The sequence below is a fragment of the Defluviimonas sp. D31 genome, assembly GCF_033436765.1.
Lineage (GTDB): Bacteria > Pseudomonadota > Alphaproteobacteria > Rhodobacterales > Rhodobacteraceae > Albidovulum.
Genome location: NZ_JAWQFN010000009.1, coordinates 152,573 through 168,276, shown reverse-complemented (window position 1 = coordinate 168,276; position 15,704 = coordinate 152,573). Strand labels below are relative to the sequence as shown.

Annotated in this window: 21 protein-coding genes and 1 tRNA gene; all 22 read right to left on the bottom strand. The window is 66.3% G+C overall.

Annotated features, from left to right (window positions below):
• Positions 1-136: 136 nt before the first annotated feature.
• The 22 genes from R5H32_RS16200 to R5H32_RS16095 all read right to left on the bottom strand — a co-directional run bounded on the left by R5H32_RS16200 (position 137) and on the right by R5H32_RS16095 (position 15,686).
• Positions 137-565 (bottom strand): hypothetical protein, encoded by a 429-nt coding sequence (locus R5H32_RS16200; protein ID WP_318339732.1) that lies wholly within the window; start codon positions 563-565, stop codon positions 137-139.
• Complete coding sequence (locus tag R5H32_RS16195) at positions 562-897, bottom strand: hypothetical protein (RefSeq protein WP_318339731.1); 336 nt, start codon at positions 895-897, stop codon at positions 562-564. Before R5H32_RS16195 ends, R5H32_RS16200 begins: the two co-directional genes overlap by 4 nt.
• Positions 898-1,663: 766 nt before the next feature.
• Positions 1,664-2,212 (bottom strand): hypothetical protein, encoded by a 549-nt coding sequence (locus R5H32_RS16190; protein ID WP_318339730.1) that lies wholly within the window; start codon positions 2,210-2,212, stop codon positions 1,664-1,666.
• Between the two features lie 206 nt (positions 2,213-2,418).
• Positions 2,419-2,595, bottom strand: a complete 177-nt coding sequence (locus tag R5H32_RS16185; protein ID WP_318339729.1) for a hypothetical protein — start codon at positions 2,593-2,595, stop codon at positions 2,419-2,421.
• 1,614 nt (positions 2,596-4,209) lie between these two features.
• A tRNA-Ser gene (locus R5H32_RS16180) sits at positions 4,210-4,299 on the bottom strand.
• 177 nt (positions 4,300-4,476) lie between these two features.
• Positions 4,477-5,010: a hypothetical protein gene (locus R5H32_RS16175; RefSeq protein ID WP_318339728.1), complete on the bottom strand. Its 534-nt coding sequence runs from the start codon at positions 5,008-5,010 to the stop codon at positions 4,477-4,479.
• The gene (locus R5H32_RS16170) at positions 5,003-5,578 is read right to left on the bottom strand and encodes a holin family protein (protein WP_318339727.1); all 576 of its coding nucleotides are present in this window, start codon (positions 5,576-5,578) and stop codon (positions 5,003-5,005) included. The genes R5H32_RS16175 and R5H32_RS16170 overlap by 8 nt, the downstream gene beginning before the upstream one ends.
• Positions 5,569-6,180: a holin-associated N-acetylmuramidase gene (locus tag R5H32_RS16165; RefSeq protein ID WP_318339726.1), complete on the bottom strand. Its 612-nt coding sequence runs from the start codon at positions 6,178-6,180 to the stop codon at positions 5,569-5,571. Before R5H32_RS16165 ends, R5H32_RS16170 begins: the two co-directional genes overlap by 10 nt.
• Positions 6,181-6,255: 75 nt before the next feature.
• Positions 6,256-6,564, bottom strand: coding sequence for a phage holin family protein (locus tag R5H32_RS16160; protein ID WP_318339725.1), 309 nt, complete (start codon positions 6,562-6,564; stop codon positions 6,256-6,258).
• The gene (locus tag R5H32_RS16155) at positions 6,561-6,791 is read right to left on the bottom strand and encodes a hypothetical protein (RefSeq protein ID WP_318339724.1); all 231 of its coding nucleotides are present in this window, start codon (positions 6,789-6,791) and stop codon (positions 6,561-6,563) included. Before R5H32_RS16155 ends, R5H32_RS16160 begins: the two co-directional genes overlap by 4 nt.
• On the bottom strand, positions 6,788-7,324 hold the full coding sequence (locus R5H32_RS16150; protein ID WP_318339723.1) for a DUF4376 domain-containing protein: 537 nt from the start codon (positions 7,322-7,324) through the stop codon (positions 6,788-6,790). Before R5H32_RS16150 ends, R5H32_RS16155 begins: the two co-directional genes overlap by 4 nt.
• Entirely contained in the window at positions 7,324-7,899 is a 576-nt protein-coding gene (locus R5H32_RS16145) for a hypothetical protein (protein ID WP_318339722.1), read from the bottom strand. Before R5H32_RS16145 ends, R5H32_RS16150 begins: the two co-directional genes overlap by 1 nt.
• Positions 7,900-7,912: 13 nt before the next feature.
• Entirely contained in the window at positions 7,913-9,664 is a 1,752-nt protein-coding gene (locus R5H32_RS16140; RefSeq protein WP_318339721.1) for a hypothetical protein, read from the bottom strand.
• Complete coding sequence (locus R5H32_RS16135) at positions 9,654-11,036, bottom strand: hypothetical protein (protein ID WP_318339720.1); 1,383 nt, start codon at positions 11,034-11,036, stop codon at positions 9,654-9,656. Before R5H32_RS16135 ends, R5H32_RS16140 begins: the two co-directional genes overlap by 11 nt.
• Positions 11,037-11,039: 3 nt before the next feature.
• Positions 11,040-12,845, bottom strand: a complete 1,806-nt coding sequence (locus R5H32_RS16130; protein WP_318339719.1) for a hypothetical protein — start codon at positions 12,843-12,845, stop codon at positions 11,040-11,042.
• Positions 12,842-12,994 carry a hypothetical protein gene (locus tag R5H32_RS16125; protein ID WP_318339718.1) on the bottom strand — a complete coding sequence of 51 codons (153 nt, stop codon included), beginning with the start codon at positions 12,992-12,994 and terminating at the stop codon, positions 12,842-12,844. Before R5H32_RS16125 ends, R5H32_RS16130 begins: the two co-directional genes overlap by 4 nt.
• 38 nt (positions 12,995-13,032) lie before the next feature.
• Positions 13,033-13,452: a hypothetical protein gene (locus R5H32_RS16120; protein ID WP_318339717.1), complete on the bottom strand. Its 420-nt coding sequence runs from the start codon at positions 13,450-13,452 to the stop codon at positions 13,033-13,035.
• A 9-nt stretch (positions 13,453-13,461) separates the two neighbouring features.
• Positions 13,462-13,860, bottom strand: coding sequence for a phage tail tube protein (locus R5H32_RS16115; RefSeq protein WP_318339716.1), 399 nt, complete (start codon positions 13,858-13,860; stop codon positions 13,462-13,464).
• 77 nt (positions 13,861-13,937) lie between these two features.
• Positions 13,938-14,360 (bottom strand): DUF3168 domain-containing protein, encoded by a 423-nt coding sequence (locus R5H32_RS16110; RefSeq protein ID WP_318339715.1) that lies wholly within the window; start codon positions 14,358-14,360, stop codon positions 13,938-13,940.
• Positions 14,357-14,785, bottom strand: coding sequence for an HK97-gp10 family putative phage morphogenesis protein (locus R5H32_RS16105; protein WP_318339714.1), 429 nt, complete (start codon positions 14,783-14,785; stop codon positions 14,357-14,359). Before R5H32_RS16105 ends, R5H32_RS16110 begins: the two co-directional genes overlap by 4 nt.
• Positions 14,782-15,114, bottom strand: a complete 333-nt coding sequence (locus tag R5H32_RS16100) for a head-tail adaptor protein (protein ID WP_318339713.1) — start codon at positions 15,112-15,114, stop codon at positions 14,782-14,784. Before R5H32_RS16100 ends, R5H32_RS16105 begins: the two co-directional genes overlap by 4 nt.
• Entirely contained in the window at positions 15,111-15,686 is a 576-nt protein-coding gene (locus R5H32_RS16095; RefSeq protein ID WP_318339712.1) for a hypothetical protein, read from the bottom strand. Before R5H32_RS16095 ends, R5H32_RS16100 begins: the two co-directional genes overlap by 4 nt.
• Between the last annotated feature and the right edge of the window lie 18 nt (positions 15,687-15,704).

The following is a 15,704-nucleotide window of genomic DNA, read 5'->3' as shown; positions in this document are numbered from 1 at the left end:
CCGCGCGTCAGCTTTGTGGGGAGCACACGCGTCAAGACGCGCGATAGTCCCAACCGTTGGGGACTATTCCGCCGCTACGCCGACCAACTTTGCGCCGGGATTGACAAAGACTACTGGATCGGTACCAATTTACTTATCATTCACAGAGAAGGTCTCTTATCTCGTCTAGCTCAACACCCTTTTCATGGAGTTCCAAAAGAGACTGGACCAATTCCACCTGCGATTGTCCGTAGTGGGCGTATCTATTGAGGGAGAAGTGGCCATAAAAATTCCCTTCCGGATCGACGACAATCAAACCCTGTCCATAGCGGTTCCATGGGCTATGTTCCTCATAGCGAGATCCATGGGGACCATACCGATTCCAAATGCTGTCACCCTCGTAGCGTGATCCGTATTTCCCGTATCTGTTGCATACTGACACAGCATCGTGACGGTTACAGTTTAAGCAACCGGCAAAGCGATTTTCGGAGCTGGTGTTTTCAAACAGTAGCAAAGCCACATTTTCAGCGCGCGCGAACATTGGAAAAGCAGTCGCCAGCGCGGCTACCAAAGCGATGTATTTCAATTGTTTTTCTCATTATGCTTGCGGGTCTCTTCGACCCACTTCTCGAATGTAGCGGATTCGCTTTCCACTTCAGCTGCGTAAATTGAATCGCGACGCTCGATCTGGACGTCTTCTTCAATTTCCTTGAACGTCATTTGCGCTTGTAGGAGCATTTCGATTTGGCGTTCATCTGCACCATGTTGAAGCGCCAATTCGGCCAGGTCTTCGGTTGATAAGGTAACGACCCTATCGGCACCGCCAAGGGCCGCCCAAAGCTTCATGTATTCGTCGATGCGCTTCTGACGCCGGTTGTCATCTACGGGAACCTTTTTATTGCTGATCCAGAATCTCACGCACGCACTCCACGAACCGCAAGAATCTCTGCTCCTGCATTTTCGCAAGTAGTTTCGGACAGATCCAGTCAGGTCAAGCCAGATTCGCCATCCACAGACAAGGATCACCCGTCCTGGCGACACGGAATTCGGTCTCGGGCGTGGATCGAGGAACGGCGGAAGATCAATGATATTGTTCGGGAGGCCATTGAAATACGCCGCCTGATACGCCTCTGGGGTGGTGACAAACAAGTGGGCAGTCACGGCCTTTATCAACCAGAACAGCCAGACATTCGTTAACGTTGACGAGAATTTGTGGGTTGCTGAAGGTAGCCCGCTGGGACCTTGCGGCATCGTGCAGACAAGTCGCTTCACTCTGCCGACCGACGGGTACGGAACCTTGTGGGAATACACGTCGCAGAAGGTCGTCACCAACAAGAACGGCGTTAGCGACATGGGCGTCTTCTGCTCTGGTCTAAATGAGCGCTCTATGCTTTACACATGGAAGTCTAGCCCCCAGCGGATCGACTGCGTTTACATCAAGTAAGTCAAGGTTGGCAGACACAAATCATGGATGAATTGCTCGACGGCGAAATCTTCCACTAACTCGGCGTGGCACAGGTCATCATCGAAAACTAGCGTAGACATCTCAACACCAGCAGACCGCACTGCGCCCTTGGTTACATACCGACAACCCCATAATCTCTGGTCTCGGTGGCATTCAGTTCGGTCATGCACTAACAATCAACATGGATCGGTCAGATAAGTCGGCTCACTGCGAACGTTTCTAGTTGGAACACTTTGCTAAAACCTGCTTCAGCGCTTCATTGAAGCCATTCGCATAAAACGAAAAATTACCGACACTGGGGATGCTGACAAAGAAGTCATTTGGATCTTTTTGCCCAGCCTTGTCGAGTGACTTTAGATCATCAATAATTTTTCTATCGGCAGCTTCCGATTGCGTATAAGCAAATTGCCCATCCGAAGAACCCAATCGGTAGGAGCTACCCGAAACATTGACCTTCAAGCCCGCTGATTTTGGAAGCCTTTGGTCAGCATAAACAATGACCGATGGAGCGGAGCCAACGTGCCGTGTGACACTAAAATATATTGGTGAGCCATTTATCTCCAAGGTCTCAAAGCTTGCTGTCGCGGCCCAACAAGTTCTGGATGCGGCGCTGTTGTTCTCATAGAACAATCCCCACTCACCGGCCGAGCCATAGCTCTCTGTGGCAGTTGCGAAATTAGCCGTCAAAAACCAAGCCAACGCGGCGATGGCGAAAAAATGCAAATCCTTCGGAGCGGCCCGAAAGCGCATCGACCAGACTAGTTTCATGTAAAGTCGCTTGGAAAACATTAGGGGTAGATCTCCCTTGGGGCACTATTCGTCGGAGCCTGGCCTTCGGTTTGACGTACTCCAAATGGTTTTCATCTCATCCGTAGGCTTCCGATTCTACTCATCATAAGTTGCGGCTAGTATGGGGAAAAGGGGCTCTGTTGATGGCGTGGATGACCCCCATGACGGCGCCGCAATATGCCAATTCAGCGTTGCACCGGCGTCTTCATCGGCGTGGCATCTCGCTCCTGGCGGACGTCGAGGGTGACCTGGTCGGATTCGAGGTGGTCCAGAATGCAGAGGGCTCGCTCTCGGGTCACGACGAACGGACGGATGATCTCCGGCGAGGTCTTGAACCACTTGAACGGGCTGGGTTTCGTCATGCGAGGACACTACTCGGCGCCTTGTTTCGCTGCGCAGGGATAGAAAAGAATGGAAAAGGGCCGGGACCAGAAGGTCCCGGTATCTTCTTATCTGCAAGTAAGCATGCGGTTCTCGAGAGCAACAACCTTGCCCTTTGAAGTGCCGAGCTCACCCTCGACATCGTTGCCGGTCAGCGACGAGACCGGGACTGCGATCAGGAACACACCTATCGCATCGCCGGCTGCGGCGTTCTTCTGCTTAGTCGTCAGCGCGGAGAGGCGCTGGCGTTCTTCGATGAGCATCGAACTGGCCTGCTTACAGGACAGGCCGTCATAGACATTTCCCATGGAAACGGGCGGGATNTTCTGCTTAGTCGTCAGCGCGGAGAGGCGCTGGCGTTCTTCGATGAGCATCGAACTGGCCTGCTTACAGGACAGGCCGTCATAGACATTTCCCATGGAAACGGGCGGGATCGCGTCGGGCCCTTTTCTGAGCAGTGGCAATGCGCTTGTGTCTTCGGCCACTCCCATGCCATGGGAGTGGCCGTGTGGATGGCCGGCGAGACGTCTCGCCGACCCACTGCAACCTACCCGGAGTTTCCATTGCTCCAGAGCGCCGCGGTCACCACCAGTCCAAGCAGGAGATCCGTGTCGCCGCCTTTTGTGGCGCTGGAAACCTCGTCGACCGTGACGGGATTGCGCCGACATGGAACCGAAACTCGATAAGTTCGGCCAGCTTAGCGCATTGATCAGTTCCCATAGGTGCCAAATAAGCTACCGGATCTTGAGCCGCCGGTAACGCCACTATATCCACCATATGAGTTCCCCGACCGGCCATAGTTTGTGCAGTTGTAACCACAGTCCAGAGTCCCTGCCTGACCGGTGTACGGGTTTACGTTTCCTCTCTGACTCCAGTTGTCGAGCTTTGTGGTGTTCGGAGCGCTTCGATAATGCGGGGCAACGTAAGTCCCGTCGCCGCGATAGTAACCGTTGACGTAGACATCTCCTGCCGAGGCAGATGGCACCGGTAGAAGGGACGCAGCGATGATCGCGAACGCAGATAGTCTTAGGAATGTCATTACTTGTAAGCTCCGTGATTGGACGTTGTCTTGTGCTCCCCCACGAGCGGGAGCCTCGCATTTTTTTTGAAAGTTCAATCCACTAATTGACGATTTTCTGAAAGTTTAATCCACTAATTGGCGATTAGAACCGGCGCGCCACGATGGCCGAAAGCGCCCGCGACTTCTTCGAACCGAGCCGCACGTGGTTTCAGGGCCGTGGCCGCGATCACACGACGCGCATGGTGCGTCCAAAGCAGCATACTTCGAGGCCGGTGAACTGCCAGGGGAGAGTTCGGTGAAGGCCAGACGGGGGGGGCGCAAATTCATGGGAAAGGAGAACTGGGACCGATTGGAGGCTATCGCTGACATAAATCGCAAAATTTCGCGGTTTCTGTGGTGTCAGCGGCCAGCAAGCCGATCATACTACTGTATCGGTGAGGACACCCGCATTCCCATGACTAACTCTACCGCTTGTCGCATTTAGGTGCGTAGCAACAAGCGCAAAATTTAAGGCGGGATTTTGGGCGGGTATGAAGGCGAGTATCGGGTTTTTTGCAATGATTTCAATGTTCGGTGGCGGAGACGAAGGGATTCGAACCCTCGAGACGGTTCCCCGTCTGCACCCTTAGCAGGGGTGTGCCTTCGACCACTCGGCCACGTCTCCGCCGCGAGGAATAGCCCGCAAGACCCAAGAAAGACAAGGCTTTTCTGCGCCCCGGCCGGCAAAATCCCGCGCAAACGATTTTCGTTGATGTTCAACGAATTTCGTTGATCCGCGGGGGGCTTGCACGGGTCATGCGTGCAAAATCCGTGCAAGCCGTTCCCGGGGCGTTCTCGCCCGTCAGCCGAAGAGCGCGGCGCGGAGCCGCGCCTCGAGCGCGGCCTCGTCGCCATTGTTCGCGATCACGAGATCGGCGTCGGGCGGGGCGAGCTCCATCGAGCCCGCCGGTTCCGGCGGCAGCCGGCGGGCGGCGTCGATCCAGAGCACGAGGTCGAAGAGCCGCCGCGAGCGCGCGAACTCGGCGCGGCTCCGCATCCCGACATAGATCGCATGGTCGGCGAGGATCTCCTCGGCGAGCGAGGGGCCGGGGCGCAGATTGTAGGCCGCGATCGCGTGGAACCAGAGCGCCCGGTGATTGCCCCGGTCGGCATAGGCCGCGCGCCAGTCGGGATAGAGATCCGCGACGAGGGGAAAGACCGCGCGGCGCGCCGCGAACTCGCTCGAGGAGGCAAACGAGAGGCCGGCGAGGCGGGCGAGGAGCGCCGCGGCGGTGTCCTTGCCGTGCCGCGCATGGCCGAGGATCAGGATCCGCGGCCGGCGGCCGAGGCCGGCGAGGAAGGGCGCGAGCGGCAGCGCCGGGCGGGGATCAGTCACGATCCGACCCGCCCATGCCGCGGCGCCATTCCTCGAGCGCCGGGTTTGCCTCCGCGACCGCGGCCGCGACCGGATCCGCCGCCTCGGGCGCGGCGGCGCGCTCCACCGGGAGCGGGCGCGGGGCCGCGGTCTCGGCCGCGGTGCCGGCGCGCCATTCGGCGAGCTCGCCCATCACCCGGGCGACGCCGGCGCCGCGGGATTTCTCGAGCTCGCGGGCGCCGAAGTAGAAGCCCACGATCGCGCCGAGGAGCCACCACATCGGCTCCGGCACGAGCGCGAGCGCGGAGATCCGCACCGCGAAGGCCGCGGGCGCGATCATCGCGAAGGCGAAGAGCCCGATCGTGCCGAAGGCGAGGAGCGGCCGCGGCAGGCGGTTGAGCCCGTCGACCGCGCGGTTGAACGCGCCCTCGCCGCCGCGCTCGGCCGCCAATTGCGCCAGCGCGGCGAGAAACCGCTCCTGGTCGCGCCCGGCGCCGGCCTCGGCATTGGGGCGGAACACCTCGACCGCCTCGCGCAGGCCGCCCGGGCCGATCAGCCCGGAAAGAAGAGACCCGATGTTCAAGCCCATGTCCTGACCCTCGCTTTGTGTTCCGCGTCCGAAAGGTGAAAGCGCGGGGCGATGAACTCCTCCGCGCGGGTGATCCAGCCGCCCTTTCCGCCGTCGCGGCGCCGGGCGAATTTACGCAAGGCCGGCCGGGCCTCGGCGAGGGCGTAATAGTAATTTCGCCGGGCGATGCCGTAGGCATCGACGAGCGCGCCCGAGGTGGAGGTCTGGACCCGGAACGCCGCGGCGGCGGTCGCCGGGCCGAGCTTGCCATCCTCGACGAGCACCTCGCCGAAGGCGCCGAGGAGCCGTTGCAGGAGCCGCACCGCGATCGAGCCGGCGTTGACGTTCATGTCATAGACCGAGGCGCGGAGCGGCCCGGGGAGCCGCGGGATCCCGGCGCCGTGGTAATAGTGGCGCTCGAAGATCTCCGCGGCCTGGTCGCGGGTGAGGCGGCGCACGTCCGCCGCGTCGATATCGCCGTCGCCGTCGAGATCGAGGCCGAGCCGGCGCAGCGTGGCGAGCGTGACGCCGTGATTGGTGGCGCCGCCCGGATCGTCGGGATCGTTCACATAGCCGCCCTCGCGGCGGAGGATCTCGGCGGTAATGTCGGAGACGGTTTTCAAGGGATCACCTCGCGAAAGGGGAGGGGCCGGGCGCGGGGCGCGCGCCCGGGGAGGGGAGGCGGGACGGGGCGGGGCCTAGCGGCGGAGGAGCCGCTCGATCAGCGCCTCGGAGCCGCGCGGGCCGAGATAGGCGAGCACCGCGACGAGCCCGGTCGAGACATTGGCGCCGAGCCCGAGGTAGTCGGCGAGCGAGCGGCCGACGATCGCCATGCCGACCGCGACCGGGATCTCCCAGGCGAGCTCGCGCGAGAGGAACCGGCGCCGGCCGCCCTTGACCTCGCCGGAATGGTACATGAGCCGCCCGGCGGCGGCGGCACCGAGCGCGGCGGCGCCGCCGAAGAGCGCGTCGAGCGCGCCGGAGATCGCGTCGGGGATCCCGGTCATTCGCCGCCCTTTCCGAAAGAGGCCGCACCGCCCTCGTCGGCCTCGCGGGCGCGGGCGAGGTGGCCGGGGTCGATCCATTCGAGGAGCCGGCCGAGCGCGCGCCAGTGCGAGCGATGCTGGCGCTTGGCCGCCCGGCTCGAGATCGTCTCGTCGGGATCGCCGCCGAGGAGGGCGTTCGCGAACTGGTCGAGCGCGATCGTCAGGTTCCACAGATAGCGCCCGATCATGGCCAATGGCTCCCGTCCCTGAAATCGGCGGGGATCCCGGCCGGGTTGTCCTTGAGCGCCCATCCCGCCTGGAACACCGCCGAGACATAGGCGGCGCCGGCCGACCAGAGCGCGAGGGTCTGGGCCTGGTCGAGCGCGTGGATCACGTTGTCCTCATCGCGAAAGAGCGTGATCGCGGCGCCGTCGCCGGCGGCGAGGCGCAGTTGCGCGGCGACCGCGAGCCCTTGCAGATTGCGGATATCGGCCTCGGAGCCGCCGAGGCGGACCGGGCCGTGACCGGCGATCTCGACCACGCGCCCGGCGCGGACCCGGGCGTCGCGCTCGGCGTTCACGTCCGCGCCGGTCGGCGGCGGCGGCGGCGGCGCGACATAGGGCGCGGGATCCATCGCCAGCGCCGCGGCATGGATCACCCATCCCGAGGGCGCCGGATCATCGGCGCGCGCGGTATAGGGGATCCAGCCGAACTCGGGATGCTCGACCTCGCAGTCGATCCCGCCGGTGGCGTTGAACGCCGGGTTTCGTATCTGCATCATCACGAGATCCTCACGAACAGGGTGGCGGCGTTGTTGGAACCGTTGTTGCTAAGGCGACCGGGCAGATAGCCGAGGCAGCGCCAAGTCCCGGGCAGCGAGGCCCCCGAGCCGAAAAGGCCCGTCGACAAGGGGCCCGTGCTGTGGTCGCTCGCGAGTCCGGCGGGTTTCAGCAAGGATCCGGCGATGTTGCTCCCGGCGCCGACCGTGATCGTGTCATTGGTCGTCGCCGCGAAGATCAAGGTTCCCACGTCGCAGTAGAGGCCGGCGGCATAGCGGGCGAGCACCCAATAGGTCTCGGTCGTACTGGCCTGGAATTTTTCCGACCCGAGCGTCCCGTTCGCGACGTCGCCGTTGACGATCGTCCCGTCGACGATCTTGGCCGAGTCGATCGAAGCGTTCGCGACCTTGGCATTGGTCACGCAGCCATCCTGGAGCCCGGCGGTCTGGACCTTCGGCGCCCCGGAGGCGCCCTCGGTGATCGCCTGGGGATTGCGCGCCAGCCGGTAGAAGAGCGAGGCGTTGAGCGGCGAGCCGGCGTCGATCTCGTTGTCCGCGATCGCGGTATAGGTGGTCATGAGAGCCTCCCCTTTACTGGATGGTCATCCCGGGGTCGCCGTTCGGCAGGAGCCCGGTGGAGGTGATCGAGACGAAGGCCGCGTCGAACGGATCCGAGCCGTCGCCCCGGTAATCCGGAACCGTGTTGGCACAGATCCGGTACAGGGTGCCGGCGAGGGTGGCGTCCTCGGCGGTATAGGTGACCCGCCGCTCGCGGTGGCGGCGATCGGCCGAGGTGATGACCCAGAGCCGCTCTTGCGGCGCGCCGGTCGCGTCCTGGATCAAGTGGTGCCGGATCTTGACGACCTCGGCGACCTCGAGGTCGCCGTCCTTGTCGGTGACCGAAAAGGCGATCTCGGTCGCGCCGTTCTTGTAGCGCGAGAGGATCCGCGCCGAGGTCTCGAGCGCGACCGGCGTCGAGTTGATGAACCGCGCGAATACGGTCCGGATCGCCGGGTCGCCGAAGAGATCGGCGCCCTCGAGCGTGAGCTCGGCCGAGACCTGGGCGCGGCGGTAGCTTTCGGCCGCGCGCGGGTTGGCGGTCGGATCGCGCGGGTCGTAATAGACCCAGACTTGCGAGACACGGCGATCGGGGAACTCCCGGAGCGCCACGCTCTCGGCGAGGATATGCTCCGCCTCGGTCACGCGCCGCGGCTCGGCGTCGAGGGGCGCGATCGCCCGCATCTTCACCAGCGCCGCGCGCTCGTCCCACCATTGCATCACCTGGGCCTGCTCGCAGATCTCGCCGATCAGATCCTTGACCGGGGTCGGGTCGGTGACGAGCCCGGTCACGCTGTAGGCGGTGAGGTGATCGGCCGCCTCGGCGGCCCAGGCCGCGAGGTCGAGATAGGCGGTCGGGATCGTGGTGTATCCCTGGTAAAGGGCGGCGAGGGCGGCGTCGACCGCGAGGCTCGAAAACCGCAAGCATTGCTGGACCCGGTCGCCGGATTTGTGCTCCTCGGCCGTGGTCTTGTCGGAGCCGCGCGCCGAGATCGTGAAGTCGAGAAGCCCGGTGCCGCCGTTGAGCGTGCGGGCGGAATACTTCATCACCTCGTCGCCGATCCGGAGCGTGCCCGAGGCGGCATAATCGGCCGTGGTCGCGCCGGAGACGCTCAAGGTCGTCTGGGCGGCGGTGATATCGGCGGCGAGCTCGCCCGGCGAGGGCCGCGGCGCCAGCGCCTTTTCGTCGGAGGCTTTCGACAGGAGATCGCGGGCGCGCAGCGTGACGAGATCCGCGCCCGAGGCGTCGAGGCTTTCGGCGACATAGGTGCGCCGGGTCATGGCGGCGAGCGCGTCGCCGGCATAGCCCTCGTAAACCGTGACGATCATCCCGGCGCGGCCGTAGAGGTTGCGCCGCGACCACTTGCCCCAGAACGTGCCGCGGGTGAGCGGGTCGTAGCTCCGCGTCGCGAGATAGGGATCGACGAGCCGGTCATTGTGGGCCATGTCGCGCAGCCGGATCGTTGCGGTGCCGCGGATCCCCAAGGGGTTTGCGCCGCGATCGGCGCCCGAGACGTTGAGCTTGGCCGGCGAGGTCGAGACCGAGACCAGCAAGGGCAGGAGATAGAGATCATCCGAGGGCCGGCCGGCGCCGGGGGCGCCGAACCAGAGATCGAGCGTCGCGGTGCCGGAGAAATTCGCCGGGTCGCGGCAGGTCGCGCGGGTGTTGAAACACGCCTCGCCGGTCGCGGTGCAGGGGGCGACGCCGAAGGTGCGGGCGCAGCGCGGCTGCGCGAGCCGAACGATCGTGATCGGCTCGGCGGTGAACGGGACGTCAATCGTCAATGTAACCCTCCGCATTGAGCGCGAAATCGTGCAAGTCGGCGATGCCGGCGGCCGCCGGGCGCGGCAGCGCCTCGCCCGAGATCCAGCACAGCGCCACGTCCTCGGGGTGCGTCCCGGGCCGCTCGGCGATCACGAAGAGATCCGCCTCGAGCGCCCGGACGAAGGCGGGGAGCTCGGCCTTGACCCATGCCTCGGAGAGGAACGACCACGAGAAGGCGAGGCCTTGCCCGTCGCGGAGCTTGATCCGGGTCAGGGGCTCGCCGGTGACCGAGCGCGCGCCGATCACCCGCGCGTTGCGGGCGAGCTCGAACGGGGTGCGGCCCGGGTAGCGGGTCCGCTCCTCGAATTGCAGCGCCCGGCCGAAGCGGACGAAGCCGATCGCCGGCGCCGTGGTGCCGGAGACCTGGATCCGCCAGCGCCGCGCCGAGCGCAACGGGAAGATCGCGAAGATCGGCGCCGCGCTCGTGATCGCGGCCCAGGGGGTGAGATCGCGCCACGGCGAGGCGACGGCGGCGGTGGTGGTCGCGATGTAGGAGCTCGGTGCGGTGCCGGCCTCGAGCTGGAACCCCCAGACATGGAGGCCGGAGACCCCGTCGCCGGCGTAATTGTCGCCGCCGCCGCTCCCGCCGGCGGCGGTATCCCAGATATAGACCCCGGCGCCCGAGAGCGCGGTCGCGCCGACCTGGGTCCGGAACGGCAGCGAGATCCGGAACCATCCCTCGGGGAGCGCCTCGATCGCGGATCCGGCCGGGGCGCCCGAAATCGTTCCGGCGCCGAGGTCGAACGTCAGATCCTCGATAAAGCCGATGTTGGTCCCGGCCCGGAGCCGGCCATAGGAGCGGCCGGCCGCCTGGACATAGACCGAGAGCACATAGTCGGTTTCGGCCGCGATCGCGAGGGTGGAATAAACCCGGTGCGGCGCGCCGGCGCTCGTATCCTCGACGAGCTTGTCGGCGGTGAGCGAGCCGTCCGGGGCGCGCACCGCGCCGGCGGAGGCACTGGCGCCGTTCTTGACCCAGACGGCGTTTTCGAGCTCCTGCGACCGCGCGAAAAGATTGGTGCGGCTCGCGCCCTCGTATTCGACCTTGAGCGTCGATCCGGTCGCGGCGAGATCATGCGCGCCGATCGCGCAATAATCGACCGAGACCGGGCCGCCGGCGTCGATCTCCCATTTGCCCGGCAGCGCCGCCGGCTTCCACCGCTCGAAGAGCAAGGAATTGGCCGGGGCGTCGGCGAAATAGGCGCCCGAGCCATCGGTCGAGGAGGCCGAGGCGGTGCCGGAGATCCAGTTGCCGGCATGGGCGATCCGCGCATGAGTGAGCGGGCGGTCGCCGGCGGGGAGCGCGTAGTCCTTGGAGAAGATTGCGGGCATGGATCACCGGACCGTGATGAGGGCGCCGTCCTTGGTCGCGTCGCGCATGGCCTCGAGAAACTTCAAGACCACGCCGCGCGGCAGGAACTCGGCATCCCCGAGGTTGACATTGATTTGTTGCGGCAGCGGTGCCGCGGCGGCCGGCGCTGCGGCCTCCGGGGCCGCCGCCGGGGCTGCGGCCGGGCTGGCCGCCGCCGCCGCGCCGCCGCCGCCGCCGGCCCCGCCGCCGCCGCCCGCGCCCGAGGGCGAGGCCGAGGCGATCGAGGCGACAAGGGCGCCGGTCTTGACCAGCGAGGCGGCGGTAAAGGCGGCGGCGAGCGGCGGGCCGCCGATCTTCATGCCCTTTTCCCAGGCCGAGACCGCGGCCTCGTATCCGTCGATCGTGGCCGAGGCGATCGCCGCGGCCTGGCCGATCCGGAAGAGCTTGTCGTTCTCGGTCTGCATCAGCGCGCCGAGATCGCCGAACATGCTCGAGAGACCTTGCAGCCGCTCGGCGCTTTTCATGCGCTCGAGCCGGGCCATGTCATCCTTGTGCTTGCGGGTGATCCGCGCCTCGAGATCATTGAACTCCGCCTCGGTCGCGAGCTTGCTCGCGCGGAACTCCTCGAGCGCGGCGAGATCGGCGGCATAGGCCGCGTCGATGATCTCGGTCTCGGTCGCGAGGCTCTCGCGCAGCCGGTCGAACTCCTCGGCCTGGCGGTCCTCTTCCGACTTTCCGCCGCCGCGGCCTTCGGGGGCCTCGCCGGTGCCGATCCCCTCGCCGCTCGTCAGCGCCTCGAGCCGGGCCTTGGCCTCCTCGCGCTTGGCGATCGTCTCGCCGAGTTGGGCGAGCTTGTCGTTCTCGACGTTCATTTCCTCTTCAATCGCCTCGAGCTGGGCGGAGAGGAACGCCTCGTCGGAGCTCTGGGGCGCGGTGCCGCCCGAGGCCGCCGCGGCGACCCGGCTCCGCTGGCGCGCGGCGTCGATATCGTCGAGCACCTTGTTCCGCTCGTCGGCGAGCTTGGAAATACTCTCGCGACCGATATCGACCTGGGCCTCTTCGGTAAGACCGAAGATCGCGTCGAGGCCGTTCATCACCGTCGCGGCGAAGGTCAGAAACCGCGCCTGCATCGCGGTCATCATCGCATCCCAGACCTGGCCCATGCGGGTCGACTTGGCGACGAGATCCGCGTCGAGCACGATCCCGAGGTCGCGCGCGGCCTGCTCGAGCTCGCCGAGCGCGGCGGCATTGTCGAGAAACAGCGGCGCGAGCTGCGTCGCGTCCGAGGCGAGCGCCTCGAGGTAGAAGGTGAGCTCGGCCTGGCTCACGTTGGCGCGCTCGAGGGTCTTGACGTAGAGCCCGAGCGCATCGGCCGAGGAGAGGCCGCGGAACTGATCGGCGGTCACGCCGACCTTGGGCGCGATGTTGGTGAAGAAATCGGCGAGCGGGCCGGCGCCGGTCTGCATGAAATCGCCGACCTTGTCGTTCACGTCCTTCAAGATATCGGCGAGCTTGTCCTGCTCGACGCCGAACTTGGAGGCGGCAAAGGCGAGGCTCTGGAACCGCTCGACCCCGACCCCGGCGGTGCGGGAAAGCTGCTCGACCTCTTTCGAGAACTCGATCATCTTCCCCGCCGTCGCCGCGATCGCGCCAGCGACCACGCCGAAAGCGGCGGTCATGGCGGCGCCGATTTTCGAGATCCGGTCGCCGACCCGGACCGCATCGCCGGCGAAGCCGTCGAGCGCCCCGGTGCCGCGCTTGAGATCCCGCGCGAGCGGCGAGATATCCGCGCCGATCATCACCGCAATGTCGCCCACGACCTTTGTCACGTTTCCGCCTCCTCGATCGCTTTCTCGAGCATGGATAGAAGCCGGTCGTTTTGCGCCGGCTTCCGGTTCTGGATTTCAGGGGGGAGGCGGGCGTCGACGACCCACCAGAGCTCGCCGGGCGGGAGCCGCCAGAACTCGGCGGGGCTCACCCATCCCTGGCCCACGAGGAGCGCGTAGAGCGTCCGGACTATGCCGCCGGGGGCGGCGCGGCCGTCTCCCCCGCGGGCTTTCCCGCGGGATCCTCCGCCTCCTCCGCCGCCATGATCCGGCGGTGGATCGGCGGCGCCATGATCGCGAGGAGGCCGAGGATCGCGTTTTGCACCTTGATCGCCGTCGCCGCCTCGGCGCGGCCGAGATCGTCGACGATCGAGAGATAGATCTCCGCGTCGGTCACCGTGGCGCCGGCATGGCGCAGCGCCGCGCCATAGGCGGCGGCGAGGCGCGAATGCGACGGGCCGCCGCGGGCGCAAAGCGCCATGACCGCGGGGCGGCCGGAGCGATCGGCGAGCGCGTCCTCGATCTCGGCGATGAGCCGCAATTGATCCTCGGCCGCGACCGTGTAGCTCGCCCCCCGCCAAGAGAGCGTGACAGGTTCAAACCCTTGCATGCATCCCCCTTACGGCGCCGGCGTGAAGGTCCACGCGCCCGAGGAGGCGAGCGTCGCGGAGAAGGTGGTCGCGTCCTTGTGGTCGTCGCCCTCCTGGTAATCGCCGAGGAAGAAGGTGCCGGCGATCGTGTCGCCATTGGCGAGCACGAGCGAGGCGTCGGCGAGGGTCCAGCCCGAGGGTGCGCCGAGCGCCAGCGCCCGGAGCGTCTGGCCCTTGAAGAGCCCCTCGACGTTCATCGACAGCGAGGCGCCGGCGACCTTGCCGGCGAGGAGCTCCTGGTAGCCCGCGGAGTCGCGGTCGGTGATGTCGATCGGGGTCGCGTTGCGGGTGAAGCCGGAAACGCGGACCCCGGCGACCGGCGTCGCGCCGATCTTGAAGATGGCGTCCTGCCCTGCGGTGGCGGTCATGGCGGAAAACTCCTATGCGGGAAAGCGCCCTCCCCCGGGGCGCGGATCAGTGCGGGGAAGCTGGCGGCCGGCGGCCGTCACTCGGTCTCGATGAGCGCGCGGTATTCGCAAACGCCGTGCATGATCCCGTCCGGGTCGCGATCGACCTCGGAGCCGTCGCGGCGGATCAGGATGAGGTGAGAGCCCGCGACCGCGATCTCGGATTGCTTGCGGTGCAGGATCTCGAAGAGCCGGCCCTGGATCTCGCGGGCCTCGCGAAACGAGCCGGTCGCGGAAAAGGTGTTGATCCGGACGAGGAGGTCGAGCCCCTCGGAGGAGCGGGTGCCGGCGTCGCGGGCGTCGATATGGCCGATCTCGACGCAGGGATAGGCGCGCTCGGGCTCGCCCTCGAGGTTGGTCGGGGCGACGTCATAGACCGCGACCCCGAGCCCGGCGAGCACCGGGTCGGCGCCGAGCCGGGCGGCGATCGCGACCTGGAATTGCCATTCCATCGAGCTCATGTCCCGCCTCCCCGGCGCCGTTGCCGCGCGAGCGCGGCGGTGAATTTCTTGACGAACTGGTCGCGGAGGATCCCCGGCAGCGCGGCCTCGATCCGGCGGATCGAGGGCAGGAAATAGGGCCGCGCCGGCAGGCGGGAGGTGCCGTATTCGACAAAGCGCCAGTAAAAGGCATCCGCCTTCGCGCCCTTGCCGCGCTCGATCACCACGTCCGAGCGGATCCGCCCGAACTCCATGCGCCGGCGCTTGGCCTTGATCGCGCGGCGCAAGACCCCTTCGTCCTTCGGCGCCTCCTCCTTGGCCATGTCGCGGATATCGCCGGCGACGCCGTGGATCGTGGCGCGGGCGATGTTGACCGCGTGGCGCGGCGCGACCTGGCCGAGGAGCGCCTTGATCTCCTCGGTTCCCTTGACCTCGATCGTGATCATCGCGAGAGCTCCCCGGCGACCGCCTCGATCCGGAGATAGGCGCCGCGGATCGCCCGCGCGCCAAGCCCGGTGATGTTCCATGCCCGGCCATCCCAGAGGATCCGGTCGGAGGAGAGAAGATCGGCGCGGGCGCGGATCGTGAAATTCGCGACCTGGCGCGCGATGGTGCGGCCGCCCTGGGCGACCTCGGCACCGCCGGCGAGCTCGACGCGCGCGAAGGGGCGCGGATCGGTCTCGAGATCGGCCCAGAGCCGCTCGGTGCCGCCGCCGCCGTCCGCGGTGCGGGCCTCGCGTTGCAGGGTGATCACCTGGTCGAGCCGGCCGATCATCCGAACACCCGAACGCGGTAGAGGGCGAGGAGCCGGTCGACGCCGGCCGGAACCTGGGCGACCGGGGCGCCGATGATCACCTCCTCGCGGATCTCGAAACGATGTGCGGCGAGGAGCTTGACCGCGTGGCGCAACGGCGCCGGCACGTCCGCCGGCGCGGCGCCGAAGCCCGCGACATAGGTCGCGCGGATCGCGTCGGGCCGGGCGCCGAGGCCCGCGGGCCATGCGGCCGGGGCGAGCCAGTGCCGCTCGCCATCCGTGACGATCGGATAGGCGGCCGGATCGCCGGCGAAGGTGGAGCCATCGGCGCGGGTGAAGGTGATCGCGGTCAGCGATTGCGGCGGGGTGATCTCGAGCTCGAGCCAGCCGGCGCGCGGCGCCGAGAGCTGCTCATAGGTCGCCGAGATCATCGCCCGGCCGAGGAGCCCGAGGCCGTCGATCTCCGCGGTCGCGGCCTCGAGGCAGGCATCGAGCGTCGCGTCCTCGGCCTCCGAGGTCACCCGGAGGTGCGCCTTGAGCTCGTCGCGACTGACCGGCAGCACCGCCGGCGGGGTCTTGAGGATTGCGGGCATCGGGGCGGACCTCCGGGG

Excerpts from the sequence above, each read along its gene's own strand:
- R5H32_RS16100 (WP_318339713.1), bottom strand. The coding sequence starts at position 15,114 with ATGATCGGCCGGCTCGACCAGGTGATCACCCTGCAACGCGAGGCCCGC.
- R5H32_RS16095 (WP_318339712.1), bottom strand. The coding sequence starts at position 15,686 with ATGCCCGCAATCCTCAAGACCCCGCCGGCGGTGCTGCCGGTCAGTCGC.
- R5H32_RS16105 (WP_318339714.1), bottom strand. The coding sequence starts at position 14,785 with ATGATCACGATCGAGGTCAAGGGAACCGAGGAGATCAAGGCGCTCCTC.
- R5H32_RS16115 (WP_318339716.1), bottom strand. The coding sequence starts at position 13,860 with ATGACCGCCACCGCAGGGCAGGACGCCATCTTCAAGATCGGCGCGACG.
- R5H32_RS16170 (WP_318339727.1), bottom strand. The coding sequence starts at position 5,578 with ATGGGCTTGAACATCGGGTCTCTTCTTTCCGGGCTGATCGGCCCGGGC.
- R5H32_RS16155 (WP_318339724.1), bottom strand. The coding sequence starts at position 6,791 with ATGATCGGGCGCTATCTGTGGAACCTGACGATCGCGCTCGACCAGTTC.
- R5H32_RS16160 (WP_318339725.1), bottom strand. The coding sequence starts at position 6,564 with ATGACCGGGATCCCCGACGCGATCTCCGGCGCGCTCGACGCGCTCTTC.
- R5H32_RS16150 (WP_318339723.1), bottom strand. The coding sequence starts at position 7,324 with ATGATGCAGATACGAAACCCGGCGTTCAACGCCACCGGCGGGATCGAC.
- R5H32_RS16145 (WP_318339722.1), bottom strand. The coding sequence starts at position 7,899 with ATGACCACCTATACCGCGATCGCGGACAACGAGATCGACGCCGGCTCG.
- R5H32_RS16120 (WP_318339717.1), bottom strand. The coding sequence starts at position 13,452 with ATGCAAGGGTTTGAACCTGTCACGCTCTCTTGGCGGGGGGCGAGCTAC.
- R5H32_RS16190 (WP_318339730.1), bottom strand. The coding sequence starts at position 2,212 with ATGAAACTAGTCTGGTCGATGCGCTTTCGGGCCGCTCCGAAGGATTTG.
- R5H32_RS16110 (WP_318339715.1), bottom strand. The coding sequence starts at position 14,360 with ATGAGCTCGATGGAATGGCAATTCCAGGTCGCGATCGCCGCCCGGCTC.
- R5H32_RS16135 (WP_318339720.1), bottom strand. The coding sequence starts at position 11,036 with ATGCCCGCAATCTTCTCCAAGGACTACGCGCTCCCCGCCGGCGACCGC.
- R5H32_RS16185 (WP_318339729.1), bottom strand. The coding sequence starts at position 2,595 with ATGACGAAACCCAGCCCGTTCAAGTGGTTCAAGACCTCGCCGGAGATC.